Consider the following 12,650-nt stretch of genomic DNA (forward strand, 5'->3'; position numbering starts at 1 on the left):
GGAACCTCGAACCTGCCGAAACAGGCCGGGGTATCAACATATCTGGCGTTGACTTTTGGCACGCTGTTGAGTTCTCAAGGAACGGACGCTTCCTTCAGACCCTTTTTATCGGGCCCTCCGGGCGCTTCCCTTCGGTGTTTCCAAACTGTATCAGGCCTTTTCGCTCCTCCTGACCACCGCCCTGCGAGCATGCAGAGGTGTAGACCAGTTAGGATCGCGGCTTGATAGGTGCTGCCGACCCCCGACTCAACGTCGCGTTGGGGCCAGGCAGGGGTACGACAGTACCTGGCACCGGGAGTTGAGGCAAATCGTTCCGGTGCACCCCTAGGTCCGCGAACTGGTAACTATCGTGCGGAACTAGGACATCTCATGATTTACCCTTCTGAACAGCGCGCCGTCCGGGTCTGGGCAGCGACGGCGACTCACCAAGCTCCACCCCTGGGAGGCTCCATGACCACGACCACAGTCACGTCCCCTCTTCCTGGACGTGCCATCGGACTCGCGGCCGTGCCGGACCCGGTGTTCTCCGGTGCGATGGTCGGTCCTGGCACCGCCATTGATCCCGTCCGTGAGGCACAGGAGGCCGTCGCCCCCGTTGATGGCGTCATCATTTCCCTGCACCCGCACGCCTTCGTCGTCGTCGACGGCCAGGGGCGCGGCGTGCTGACGCACCTCGGTATCGACACCGTTCAGCTCAATGGCCAGGGCTTCGAGCTGCTCGTCAACAAGGGCGACACGGTTCAGCGGGGACAGGCCGTGGTCCGTTGGAACCCGTCGGACGTCGAGATCGCCGGCAAGTCCCCCATCTGCCCGATCGTGGCGCTCGAGGCCACGGCCGACTCCCTCTCCGACCTCCGTGAGGACGGCGACGTGAAGGCCGGCGACGAGCTCTTCAGCTGGCAGTGATGCAGACGCCGCGGTGGCGGCGAGTGGGACATCCATCGCGGCGGCACGGGCCGTCGCTCAAAGGGAGACGGGTCAAATGGAGACAACGCTGCGAGGCGTCGGCGTAAGCCACGGTGTGGCGATCGGCGAGGTTCGGCACATGGGCACGGCGGTTCTGGAGCCGCCGGCCAAGCAGATACCGCCACAGGATGCGGAGCGCGAACAGGGGCGCGCCCGCCAGGCCGTCGAGGCTGTGGCGGCCGACCTCATTGCTCGCGGCAATCTGGCGGGTGGCGAGGCACAGCACGTGCTCGAGGCGCAGGCCATGATGGCGCAGGACCCGGAGCTCATGGCCGACGTGGAGCGGCGCATCACCGTCGGCAGCACTGCCGAGCGTGCGGTGTACGACGCGTTCGCCGCGTACCGGGCGCTCCTGGCGAATGCGGGCGAGTATCTGGCCGGACGCGTCGCGGACCTGGACGACGTGCGGAACCGGATTGTGGCGCGGCTGCTCGGTGTGCCGATGCCGGGTGTGCCGGACAGCGACGAGCCGTACGTACTGATCGCGCGGGATCTCGCGCCGGCGGACACGGCGCTGCTCGACCCGACCCTGGTGCTCGGTTTTGTCACGGAGGAGGGCGGGCCGACCAGCCACAGCGCGATTCTGGCGCGGGCGCTCGGGGTGCCCGCGGTGGTGGCGCTGCCGGGGGCCTGCGAGCTGGCCGAGGGCACGTTGATCGCGGTCGACGGCAGCACCGGTGAGATCTTCGTCGAGCCGAGCGACGAGAAGCGGAGTGGGCTGGAGCGGGCCGCGGCGGAGCGCAAGGCCGCGCTGGCCGCTTCCAGTGGGCCGGGTGAGACGTCCGACGGGCACAAGGTGCCGCTGCTGGCCAATGTCGGCGGGCCCGGCGATGTTCCGGCCGCGGTCGAGGCCGGTGCCGAGGGTGTCGGGCTGTTCCGTACGGAGTTCCTCTTCCTCGACGACAGCAAGACGGCGCCGTCGGAGGAGAAGCAGGTCGAGGCGTACCGCAAGGTGCTCGAGGCATTCCCCGAGGGCCGGGTGGTCGTGCGTGTGCTGGATGCCGGCGCGGACAAACCGCTCGACTTCCTGACTCCGGCCGACGAGCCGAACCCCGCGCTGGGTGTGCGCGGGCTGCGCACGCTGCTCGACCACCCCGATGTACTACGTACCCAGCTGACGGCGCTGTCCAAGGCCGTCGAGGGGCTGCCGGTGTACCTCGAGGTCATGGCCCCGATGGTGGCGGACCGTACGGACGCGAAGGCGTTCGCCGACGCATGCCGTGAGGCCGGGCTGCAGGCGAAGTTCGGCGCGATGGTGGAGATCCCGTCCGCCGCGCTGCGGGCGCGTTCGATCCTGCAGGAGGTGGAGTTCCTGTCGCTGGGCACCAATGACCTCGCGCAGTACACGTTCGCCGCCGACCGTCAGGTGGGTGCGGTCTCCCGGCTGCAGGATCCTTGGCAGCCGGCGTTGCTGGATCTGGTGGCAGTGTCGGCCGAGGCCGCGAAGGCCGAGGGCAAGAGCTGTGGTGTGTGTGGTGAGGCTGCCTCCGATCCGCTGCTTGCGTGTGTGCTCACCGGTCTCGGTGTGACCTCGCTGTCGATGGGTGCGGCGTCGATTCCTTATGTGCGGGCGACGCTGGCGAAATACACGCTTGCCCAGTGCGAGCGGGCTGCCCTCGCGGCGCGCGCCACGGACACCGCTGAGGAGGCGCGGGTCGCCGCGCAGGCGGTTCTCTCCGGCGAGTAGCCGTTACGCAGTGGTCAGCAGGTGATCGATGGGGCTTCCCGCCGGACGGTGGGAAGCCCCATCGACGTTCAGTGGTGGTTATCCGGGTCGTCGGTGGTGATGTCGAAGCCCGCGCAGTACTCGACGCCGGGCTCGGGGGACAGTGGTTCGCCGGTGGCGACGTCGGTGCAGTAGGCGCTGAACACCTCGCCCGCGGTGAGCGGACGAGGTGGTGTCTGCCTCGTCCGGCCACTTCGAGCAGCCGCATCAGGATGCGCGATGCCCGGTCGAAGGCGGCACGGCCGACGTCCTGGCCGCAGTCGGCGCACTCGCCGAGGTCGGCGAGGAGCATCGTCGCGTACTCCCAAGTGGCTTGGCGGACTGCCTTGTTGATGAGCTGGGGCAGCAGGCCGTCGAGCGGCTGTCCCGTGTACGCCAGGCTGGTACCGCGGCCGGCGATCTCGGCGGTGTAGCGGCTGCGGCTCGCGGCGGTGTCCGGTTCGAGTCCGGCTTCTGCGCAGTACTCCGCGAAGTCGTCGGGATCGAAGAGGGCGACGGTGGTGTGGAGTTGACCGGTGGCGAGAGTTTTGAGGAGGGCTTCGATCTGCCGGAGGTAGCTCGGGTGGTCGTCGAAGGTGAAGGTGCGGTACTGCCGCATCGCGGTGAAGTCCTGCTCGTCCGCCAGGATGCCAACGGTGCTGGGGACTTCGCGGCGAAGGGTGCGCCGCAGGGCTGCGTCGTTCCTGGACCGCTGGCGACTGGACTGTTTGGACGGCTTGGAGTTCTTGGGCGACCTGGGTCGCTTGGGCTGCCTGGGCTGCTTGATGTACGCCATTTCTCCCCCTGGGCGTGCTGCTGACTACTGGTGACTCACCGTAATCGACGGCACTGACAATGAACTGGGGGCATGCCCCGAGACCCCACATACGTGCTTCGCGCGTGTCCTCAATCGCCGGACGGGCTTGATTCGGGGGCCCCGGGACTCCGCGCGCCGGCTTCGCGGCCCGGACCGGGTTGAGCCGGGCGGACGGGCTTGATGGCCTCAGTCGTCCGCGGGGCTCGAGGTTCGCGTGCGTGCCAGGTTCTCGTAGAAGCGCAGCAGTTCGAGGTTGTCCACCGAGCCGGGGTTGACCGCCTTGGACAGGGCCGTGCCTTGGAGGAGGCGCTTCACCGGGACCTCGATGCGTTTGCCGGTCAGTGTGTGCGGGACGCCCGGGACCTCGATGATGTCGTCCGGGACATGGCGCGGTGAGAGCTGCTCCCGGATCGTCTTCTTGATGCGGGCACGCAGCGCGTCGTCGAGGGCGGCCCCTTCGGCGAGGTGCACGAAGAGCGGCATCCAGTAGCCGCCGTTCGGCTCCTCCAGACCGATGACCAGCGATTCGCGGATCTCGGGGAGTCGTTCGACGGCCTCGTAGATGTCGGCCGAGCCCATCCGTACGCCCTGGCGGTTGAGGGTGGAGTCGGAGCGGCCGTGGATGATGACGGAGCCGCGGTCGGTGATCGTGATCCAGTCGCCGTGCCGCCAGACGCCGGGGAACATCTCGAAGTAGCTGTCGCGGTAGCGGCTGCCGTCCGGGTCGTTCCAGAACCGGATCGGCATGGACGGCATGGGGTTGGTGACGACCAGTTCGCCGACCTCGCCGATGAGCGGCTTGCCCTGGGGGTCCCAGGACTGGAGGTCCGTGCCGAGACAGGCGGCCTGGAGTTCGCCGATGTGTACGGGCAGGGTGGGCACCGCGCCGGCGAAGCAGCTGCACACGTCCGTGCCGCCGCTGACCGAGGCGATCCACAGGTCGTCCGCCACCTCGTCGTGGAGCCAGCGGAACCCGTCGGGCGGGAGCGGGGAGCCGGTGGTTGCGACGCACTTGATCCGGGAGAGGTCGAAGTCCCGGGACGGGTGCACCTCGGCCTTGCGGCAGGCCATGACGTACGCCGCCGAGGTGCCGAAGAGGGTGGACTCGGTGCGCTCGGCGATACGCCATTGGGCGCCGGTGTCGGGAAAGCCCGGGCTGCCGTCGTACAGCACGACTGTCGTCCCGGTGAGCAGGCCGGAGACGAGGAAGTTCCACATCATCCAGCCGGTCGAGGTGTACCAGAAGAAGCGGTCCTCGGGGCCGAGGTCGCAGTGCAGGCCGAGCTGCTTGAAGTGCTCCAGCAGAATGCCGCCCTGCGACTGGACGATGGCCTTGGGCAGGCCGGTCGTGCCGGAGGAGTACAGGACCCACAGCGGGTGGTCGAAGGGCACCTGCTCGAAGGCGGCTTCCGTGTCGCCCGAGGTCACCGCGGACCATTCGAGTGCGCCCTCGGGGGCCTCGCTGCCGAGCAGCGGGATGTGGATCACCGCGCGCAGGGTGGGAAGTTCGCGGCGGAGCTCGGCGACGGTCTCGGTGCGGTCGTGCTCCTTGCCGCCGTAGCGGTAGCCGTCGACGGTGAACAGGACGACGGGCTCGACCTGCTGGAAGCGGTCGAGGACGCTGCGGGCGCCGAAGTCGGGGGCGCAGGAGGTCCACACCGCGCCGACGGCCGCGGTGGCGAGCAGAGCGGTGACGGCCTGCGGGATGTTGGGCAGATAGCCGCTGATCCGGTCCCCTGGGCGTACGCCGAGAGCGCGCAGTTCGGCGGCGAGCGCGCCCACCTGGCGGCGGAGCTCGGACCAGCTGATCGGGGTCGGCTCATGTGTTTCGTCCACATGGAGCAGTGCCGGATCGTGGGGGCGGTCCTCGGCGGCGCGCAGCGCGTGCTCGGCGTAGTTGAGGGTGGCGCCGGGGAACCACCGGGCCCCGGGCATGGCGGGGTCGGCGAGGACGCGCTCGTACGGAGTGGAGAACCGGATGTCGAACCACTCGGCGACCGCCTGCCAGAAGGTCTCGAGCTCGTCGACGGACCAGCGGTGCAGCGCCGCGTAGCCGCCCTCGGCGGGTGCCCCGTGGCGTTCGGCGGCCCAGGCCTGGAAGCCGGTGATCCTCGCGGCGGCGATGCGCTCGGGGTCCGGCTGCCACAGGGGGGCAGGGTTCGCTGCTGAGGTCATGGACGGCTCCCGGGTGGCTCTACGCGGTGTCTGCGTGTGTCGCGCGCACGTGCGGGGTGTGCGCGTGACGCGGCTGACAGGGACGATGCCATGTGATCGTCTTTCGCACCAGGGCTCCCCACCCATGGTCGCGCCATGGAATATGTGGTCTCACCACGGGTGAACGGGAGTTGAACAAACCCCGCGCGACCTCGGCCGGATGGCAGGCTGAGCTGCATGAACGGTCGTGGTCTGGTGCGCTCGGTGAGGATCTTCGGAACGGTGCAGGGGGTGCGCGCGGCACGCTCGGCCTGGCGGCAGTGGCGGACCGACGCCCGGGGGTTGCCGTCGAGAGGGGCGGAGCGAGCCAGAGTGCCCGGCCTGGTGGACGGGGCCGAGCCGCTGCCGGGGGGCGGGATCGTCAGGTTCGCCCGTTCTGAACTGCTTATCCGGGTCACGGCGGGCGGTGCGGTCTTCTGGGGCTGGGACGGCGCCGGGCCCGAACCTTCGTACGCCCTCGCAGGCTCCCCTCAGCCGGATCCGCGGGCGGAGCTGGAGCCCGACAAGGACGGCGGCTGGCGAGTGGTTTCGGAGCGGGTGACGGTGGAGGTGTCCCGGCACGGTGCCGTGGAGATCCGCACGCCCGGCGGTGTCGTACTGCGCCGGGATCTGCCACCGCGCTGGTGGGAGCCGGTGCAGGGCGGGCCGGCGCGGTGGGTGCAGCGGACCGAAGTGCCCGCGGACGCACGCTTCTTCGGGCTCGGCGGCCGGGCGTCCGGTCCCCGGCTGCGGAACGGCAGCTACCGGCTGTGGAACACCGATCCCCGGGGCGCCTTCGGCCCCGACGACGATCCGCTGTACATCACCATGCCGGTCCAGCTGGTGGTCGCCGACGCGGGCACGCATCTCGCCTTCCACGACAACTCCTGGGACGGCCGGGTCACCCTGTGGGAGGGCGAGGAGGGCGCCGGCTCCGGGCACGACCGCCCCGGCACCAGCGAGGTGCGCATGGACGGCGGGCCGCTGCGCTGCTGGGTGGTGGTGGGCACGCCGGCGCGGGTGCTGCGCGGCTGGACCCGGCTGACGGGCCCGCCCGCGGTGCCACCGTCCTGGGCGCTCGGCCCGCAGCACGCGCGGTGGGGGTTCGGCAGCGAGCGGGAAGTGCGCCGGATCGTGGCCGGTTACCGGGAGCGGGAGCTGCCGCTGTCCGCGGTCCATCTCGACATCGACCACTACGACGCGTTTCAGGTCTTCACCGTGGACCGGGAGCGCTTCCCGGACCTGCCGGGGCTGGCGAAGGATCTGCGCGAAGAGGGGGTGCGCACGGTCTCGATCGTCGACCCGGCGGTGAAGGCGGAGCGCGGGAACGCGATGTACGACAGCGGGTCCGCGGCGGGGGCGTTCGTGCGCGACGCCCAGGGGCGGGAGGTGCGGGGCGTCGTGTGGCCGGGCGACTGCGTCTATCCGGACTTCACCGATCCGGCGGTGCGCCGGTGGTGGGGCGAGCGGTACGAGGAGCGGCTCGCGCAGGGCTTCTCCGGGGTGTGGCACGACATGAACGAGCCGGTGTCCTTCACTCCCTTCGGCGACATGACGCTGCCGCGGTCCGCCCGGCACGCGCTGGACGGGAAGGGGGGCGACCACCGGGAGGCGCACAATCTGTACGGCCTTGCGATGGCGCGTGCGGGGTACGAGGGACTGCGTCGGCTGCGCCCCGAGCAACGGCCGTTTCTCTTCTCCCGCTCCGGCTGGGCGGGTATGCAGCGGTACGGGGGCACCTGGTCCGGTGATGTGTCCACCGGCTGGCCGGGGCTCCGCGCCTCGCTCTCGCTCGTACTGGGGCTCGGGCTGTGCGGCGTGCCGTACTCCGGTCCCGATATCGGCGGCTTCGACGGCAGTCCGTCGCCCGAGCTGTATCTGCGCTGGTTCCAGCTGGGTGCGCAGCTGCCGCTGTTCCGTACGCATGCGGCGATCGACGCGGGGCGCAGGGAGCCGTGGGAATTCGGGCCCGAGGTGCTCGCCCATGCGAGGGCCGCGCTCGTCGAGCGGGAGAGGCTGCTGCCCTACTTCGTCACGCTGGCCCAGCTGGCCCGGCTGACCGGGGCGCCCTATGCGCGGCCGCTGTGGTGGGGCGCCCCGCAGGACAGGGTGCTGCGCGACTGCGAGGACGCGTTTCTGCTCGGGGACGCGTTGCTGGTCGCGCCGGTACTGGAGCCCGGCACGGACCGGCGGGCGGTGCGGCTGCCGCGGGGGCGGTGGTACGACACGGCGACGGAGCGGGCGTACGACGGACCCGGGCAGGTGCTTGTGGACGCGCCCCTGTCACGTATCCCGGTGCTGGCACGGGGTGGTGCGGTGATACCGGTGCGGGGCGCGGACGGCGCGATGGAGCTGGAGGTCTGGGCGCCGGCGGAGGGGCGCAAGGGCGGCGGCCTGGTGGTCCCGGACGTGGGCGACGGCTGGGAGGCGGCGGAGGTGGAGCGGTACACGACGCGTCTGGTGGACGGCCGGGTCGTGGTGAAGCACAAGCGGCCCGAGGGCTCGGGGCCGCCGCGCTGGCGGGTGAGGGTGCGGGGGTTGGGGGGCTAGGGGGCGCGGTCCGGGTGGGCGGGGCCGTGCTGCCGAACCGGGGGGGGGGGGGCCCCCCCCCCCCCCCCCCCCGCCCCCCCCCCGCGGGGGGGGGGGGGGGGGGGGGGGGGGGGGTGCGGGGGGGGGCCCCCCCCCGGGGCGGGGGGCCCCCCCCGCGGGGGGGGGGGTTGGGGGGGGGGGGTTGGGGGGGCTGGGGGGCGCGGTCGGGGTGGGCGGGGCCGTGCTGCCGAACCCGGGGGCTCCGCCCCCGGACCCCCAGCTCCTCAATCGCCGGAGGGGCTTTTCTCCCTAGTTGTAGTGACCGTCGAACCATCGCCTCGCCGCGATCGTGTGCAGCGGGAACGTCAATTCCGTCGGCGCGTGCAGCAGGTGCCAGCCCGTCGTCTCGTCCGTCTGGCGCGGGGGCGGGAGTGTCGTCGCGTCCCGTTCCGGCAGCAGGCCGAACAGGAGCAAGTGGCTCTCCGGGGAGCTGAGGGCGTCCGCGAGGCGGACCTCGGCGGGGGACACGTCGATGCCGGTCTCCTCCCTGAGTTCCCGGACGACCGCCTGCTGCCATTCCTCGGCATGGTCGATGAAGCCGCCCGGCAGCGCGACGCCTCCGCGTCCGGGGTCGATCGTGCGGGTGATGACGACCAGTCCGGTTCCGTCCGCCGACCGCGCGGGCAGTAGCGCGACGGCGACGGGCAGTGGGTTGCGGTAGGCCGTGTCGCCGCAGGCCGCGCAGGTGCGGGGCCAGTCGGTGACCGGGCCGTACGGCGCTCCGCAGTTGGCGCAGTGGGAGTCCTTGGGCACGCGCGGACTGTATCGGATCACCTTTTCCCACAGGGCCGGGAACTGATGGACGATGTGCTCATGACAGGACTTGCTTCCGCCTTCCGCACCCTCGTCGCGACGGCCGCCGCCCTGCTCGCCGTCACCGCGTCCACCGCGGCAGCAGCCCCCGCCGCCCGGTCCCACTCGGAGCCCACGGCGCCTCGCGAGTTCGTGGCGCTGTGCACTGTGGACCGGACGATCATTCAGGAGTTGCGCTACATCACCCCGCACAACTTCGTGGGCGAGCGGATCGACGGTTATCGCCAACCGCTCTGCATCCTCACGCAGCCTGCCGCGCAGGCGCTTCACCGGGCGCAGCAGAGGCTGCTGCGGCAGGGCTACTCACTGAAGGTGTACGACTGTTACCGGCCCCAGCGGGCCGTCGACCACTTCGTACGGTGGGCAAAGGACCTCGAGGACGAGGCCATGAAAAAGGAGTTCTATCCACACGTCGACAAGTCGCGTCTGTTCGCGGACGGTTATATCGCCGAGAAGTCCGGGCACAGCCGTGGCAGCACGGTCGACCTCACCATCGTCAAGCTCCCGGCACTGCCGACCAGGCCGTACATCCCGGGCGAGCCCCTCATCCCCTGCTACGCGCCCAGGTCCGCGCGCTTCCCGGACAATTCCGTGGACATGGGGACCGGTTTCGACTGCTTCGACACGCTGTCACACACCGACGACCCCAGGATCCAGGGCGAGCAGCGCGCCAACCGGCAGCTCCTCAAGAGCACGCTGAGCGCGCTCGGCTTTGTGAATCTGCCTGAGGAGTGGTGGCACTTCACCTACAAACCGGAGCCGTTCCCTGACACCTACTTCGACTTCCCCGTCTCTTCGCGGTCGGTCGCCGGAAATCACCGATCCGTGGCACACTTCTGACGTACCGTCAGATCACTGTGCCGGGGAGGGACCTTGACGAGCGCGCCGCAGCGGCCCGTGGTGGCCGGATGGTTCACACAGGAAGGCGGTGAGGAGGACTTCCAACTGCTCGGCACCCGCTGTACGGCCTGTTCGTCCGTCTTCTTCCCGCGCGAGGACTCGTTCTGCCGCAACCCGGCGTGCGGGGGCGGGGAACTGGTGGAGGTACCCCTGTCCAAGCGGGGCCGGGTGTGGTCGTACACGGACGGGCGCTACCGCCCGCCCGCGCCGTATGTCTCCGATCCGGCCGCCGAGTGGGAGCCGTACACGCTCCTCGCCGTCGAGCTCGAGGCCGAGCGCATGGTGGTCCTCGGGCAGGCCGTGCCCGGCGTGACGGTCGCCGATCTCGCGGTCGGGATGGAGGTCGAGGTCGTGCCGGGCGTGCTGAACGAGGACCCGGGCACGATCTGGACGACCTGGCACTGGCGGCCCGTGGGGGTGGCTTCATGACCGGCGATGTGGCGGTCCTCGGGGCCGGAATGCATCCCTGGGGCAAATGGGGCCGCAGTTTCGTCCAGTACGGGACGGCGGCGGCCAGAGCCGCGCTCGCCGACGCGGAAATCGACTGGCGGCACGTGCAGTCGGTGGTCGGCGCGGACACCGTGCGCTGCGGCTATCCGGGGTATGTGGCGGGGGCGACCTTCGCGCAGGCACTGGGCTGGCAGGGGGCACGCGTCACCAGCGTCTACGCGGCCTGCGCCTCCGGAGCGCAGGCGATCGGCACCGCACGCGCGCAGATCCTGGCCGGCCTGGCCGACGTCGTCCTGGTGGTGGGCGCGGACTCGGCGCCCAAGGGCTTCTTCGCACCGGCCGGAGGCGAGCGGCCCGACGATCCCGACTGGCTGCGCTTCCGGCTGCTCGGCGCGACCAACCCCGCCTACTTCGGGCTCTACGCCCGCCGCCGTATGGCCCTGTACGGCGACTCCCCCGAGGACTTCGCCCTGGTCAAGGTGAAGAACGCGGCGGCCGGTGCGCTCAACCCCAACGCCCGCTACCGCACAAGGGTCTCGGCCGAGGACGTCGCCGCCTCCGCCGTCGTCGCCGATCCGCTGCGGCTGCTCGACATCTGCGCGACGTCCGACGGCGCGGCCGCACTGGTGCTGTCGAGCATGGACTTCGCGCGCCGGCACGGTGCCGCCGACCCGGTCCGTATCCGCGCGGTCTCCACCGTCACACCGACGTACCCGAAGGCCGTACTCGACCTCCCGGACATCGCGACCGACTCGGCAGCCGTCGTGGCACCGTCGCCGGACTCCTTCCGGGCCTCCATCGCCCGGGCCGCGTACGAGGAGGCCTGCATCGGCCCCGAGGACCTCTCGCTCGCCGAGGTGTACGACCTCTCCACCGCGCTCGAGCTGGAGTGGTACGAGGACATCGGCCTGTGCGGGACCGGCGAGGGCGCCAAGCTGGTGCGCGAGGGCGCCACCGCGCTCGGCGGCCGTATCCCGGTGAACGTCAGCGGCGGCCTCGCCTCCTTCGGTGAGGCGGTGCCCGCCCAGGCCATCGCCCAGGTCTGCGAGCTGACCTGGCAGTTGCGGGGCACTGCCGGAGAGCGCCAGGTGCCGGGTGCCAGCACCGGAATCACCGCGAACCAGGGGCTTTTCGGCCATGGTTCGGCGATCGTGGCCATTCGCTGAAGAACCTTCGAGGCGTACTCCCGCTGCCTTACGTTCCCCGCTAGCGTGTCAAACGCATCGGCCGTGAACTGCACTTGATGTCAACGACCTTGACGCCCCATCACGGCCGGTGAACACTGCCTCTTCGTCGGCATCGCCGCACTTCGGCACGCTCACCATGCTCGTCACGGACGCCGGGCAGGGCGCGGACTCCGCTGCCTCCGGCTCCGTAGCCATGGCATGCCATGGAGCAAGCACCCTGCACTGAGTACCGGGGCCCGGCCCCGGGCGAGGGCCTAGGAGCCGCCATGAGCAACGGAGACATTTTCGTCGGTGAGGTCATCGGCACCGCGATACTCATCCTCTTCGGCGCGGGCGTCTGCGCCGCCGTCACGCTCCATCACTCCAAGGCAAAGGCCGCGGGCTGGGTCGTCATCGCCTTCGGCTGGGGCTTCGGCGTGCTGGCGGGCGCGTACACCGCAGCACCGCTGTCGGGCGGGCATCTCAATCCGGCCGTGACGCTGGGCGTCGCCGTCGACACCGGGGAGTGGAGCAAGGTCCCGCTCTACATCCTGGCGCAGATGGTCGGCGCGATCCTCGGCGCCGTACTGGCCTATCTCGTCTACTTCGCGCAGTTCCGGGCCAATGCGGACACGGCGAACGCGCAGCCCACGCTCGGGATCTTCTCGACCGGGCCGGAGATCCGTAATCCCGTGGCCAACCTGATCACCGAGATCATCGCGACGATCGGCCTGGTGCTGCCGATTCTCGCCTTCGGCAAGAACGACGGCATCGGCATCGGCCAGATACCCGGGCAGAACGCCGGGATCTACGGCTCGGGCATCTCCATCCTGCTGGTGTCGCTGCTGGTCGTGGGCATCGGTCTGTCGCTCGGCGGACCGACGGGTTACGCCATCAACCCGGCCCGTGACCTGGGACCACGCATCACCCACGCACTGCTGCCGATCCCCAACAAGGGCACCTCCGACTGGGGTTACGCCTGGGTGCCGGTGGCCGGACCCGTTATCGGCGGGCTGCTGGCCGGCCTCATCTTCAACGCAGCCTTCTAGGC

General features: G+C 70.5%; 10 protein-coding genes and 1 pseudogene. 8 read left to right on the forward strand and 3 right to left on the reverse strand.

Features of this window, described 5'->3' with window-relative positions; genetic code table 11:
* Positions 1-450 precede the first annotated feature (450 nt).
* Together ACI2LP_RS23575 and ptsP are read left to right on the forward strand one after the other, a co-directional pair.
* Positions 451-906 (forward strand): PTS glucose transporter subunit IIA, encoded by a 456-nt coding sequence (locus tag ACI2LP_RS23575; RefSeq protein WP_404726493.1) that lies wholly within the window; start codon positions 451-453, stop codon positions 904-906.
* 76 nt (positions 907-982) lie between these two features.
* Entirely contained in the window at positions 983-2,653 is a 1,671-nt protein-coding gene (gene ptsP / locus ACI2LP_RS23580; RefSeq protein ID WP_404726494.1) for a phosphoenolpyruvate--protein phosphotransferase, read from the forward strand.
* A gap of 68 nt (positions 2,654-2,721) precedes the next feature.
* Here ptsP and ACI2LP_RS23585 read toward each other — a convergent pair.
* A pseudogene (locus ACI2LP_RS23585) lies at positions 2,722-3,467 on the reverse strand (hypothetical protein).
* Between the two features lie 207 nt (positions 3,468-3,674).
* Entirely contained in the window at positions 3,675-5,663 is a 1,989-nt protein-coding gene (locus ACI2LP_RS23590; RefSeq protein WP_404726495.1) for an acetoacetate--CoA ligase, read from the reverse strand.
* Between the two features lie 216 nt (positions 5,664-5,879).
* Here ACI2LP_RS23590 and ACI2LP_RS23595 point away from each other — a divergent pair, with 216 nt between their 5' ends.
* Positions 5,880-8,231 carry a glycoside hydrolase family 31 protein gene (locus tag ACI2LP_RS23595; protein ID WP_404726496.1) on the forward strand — a complete coding sequence of 784 codons (2,352 nt, stop codon included), beginning with the start codon at positions 5,880-5,882 and terminating at the stop codon, positions 8,229-8,231.
* Between the two features lie 288 nt (positions 8,232-8,519).
* On the opposite strand, the gene ACI2LP_RS23600 is transcribed toward ACI2LP_RS23595, so the two are convergent.
* Positions 8,520-9,023 carry an NUDIX domain-containing protein gene (locus tag ACI2LP_RS23600; RefSeq protein ID WP_404726497.1) on the reverse strand — a complete coding sequence of 168 codons (504 nt, stop codon included), beginning with the start codon at positions 9,021-9,023 and terminating at the stop codon, positions 8,520-8,522.
* A gap of 60 nt (positions 9,024-9,083) precedes the next feature.
* Between ACI2LP_RS23600 and ACI2LP_RS23605 the strand changes: the two genes are divergently transcribed.
* From ACI2LP_RS23605 to ACI2LP_RS23625, 5 genes are all read left to right on the forward strand, one after another.
* Entirely contained in the window at positions 9,084-9,923 is an 840-nt protein-coding gene (locus tag ACI2LP_RS23605) for a M15 family metallopeptidase (RefSeq protein WP_404726498.1), read from the forward strand.
* Between the two features lie 57 nt (positions 9,924-9,980).
* A complete protein-coding gene (locus ACI2LP_RS23610; RefSeq protein ID WP_404726738.1) occupies positions 9,981-10,412 on the forward strand; it encodes a Zn-ribbon domain-containing OB-fold protein in 432 nt (143 codons plus the stop codon).
* Entirely contained in the window at positions 10,409-11,599 is a 1,191-nt protein-coding gene (locus ACI2LP_RS23615) for a lipid-transfer protein (RefSeq protein WP_404726499.1), read from the forward strand. The genes ACI2LP_RS23610 and ACI2LP_RS23615 overlap by 4 nt, the downstream gene beginning before the upstream one ends.
* 109 nt (positions 11,600-11,708) lie before the next feature.
* Positions 11,709-11,846: a hypothetical protein gene (locus tag ACI2LP_RS23620; RefSeq protein WP_404726500.1), complete on the forward strand. Its 138-nt coding sequence runs from the start codon at positions 11,709-11,711 to the stop codon at positions 11,844-11,846.
* A gap of 40 nt (positions 11,847-11,886) precedes the next feature.
* Positions 11,887-12,648 carry an MIP/aquaporin family protein gene (locus ACI2LP_RS23625; protein WP_404726501.1) on the forward strand — a complete coding sequence of 254 codons (762 nt, stop codon included), beginning with the start codon at positions 11,887-11,889 and terminating at the stop codon, positions 12,646-12,648.
* Positions 12,649-12,650: the final 2 nt, after the last annotated feature.

This window comes from Streptomyces sp. NPDC019890 (assembly GCF_044903445.1).
Classification (GTDB): Bacteria; Actinomycetota; Actinomycetes; order Streptomycetales; family Streptomycetaceae; genus Streptomyces.

Excerpts from the sequence above, each read along its gene's own strand:
- ACI2LP_RS23615 (WP_404726499.1), top strand. The coding sequence starts at position 10,409 with ATGACCGGCGATGTGGCGGTCCTCGGGGCCGGAATGCATCCCTGGGGC.
- ACI2LP_RS23575 (WP_404726493.1), top strand. The coding sequence starts at position 451 with ATGACCACGACCACAGTCACGTCCCCTCTTCCTGGACGTGCCATCGGA.
- ptsP (WP_404726494.1), top strand. The coding sequence starts at position 983 with ATGGAGACAACGCTGCGAGGCGTCGGCGTAAGCCACGGTGTGGCGATC.
- ACI2LP_RS23625 (WP_404726501.1), top strand. The coding sequence starts at position 11,887 with ATGAGCAACGGAGACATTTTCGTCGGTGAGGTCATCGGCACCGCGATA.
- ACI2LP_RS23605 (WP_404726498.1), top strand. The coding sequence starts at position 9,084 with ATGACAGGACTTGCTTCCGCCTTCCGCACCCTCGTCGCGACGGCCGCC.
- ACI2LP_RS23590 (WP_404726495.1), bottom strand. The coding sequence starts at position 5,663 with ATGACCTCAGCAGCGAACCCTGCCCCCCTGTGGCAGCCGGACCCCGAG.
- ACI2LP_RS23595 (WP_404726496.1), top strand. The coding sequence starts at position 5,880 with ATGAACGGTCGTGGTCTGGTGCGCTCGGTGAGGATCTTCGGAACGGTG.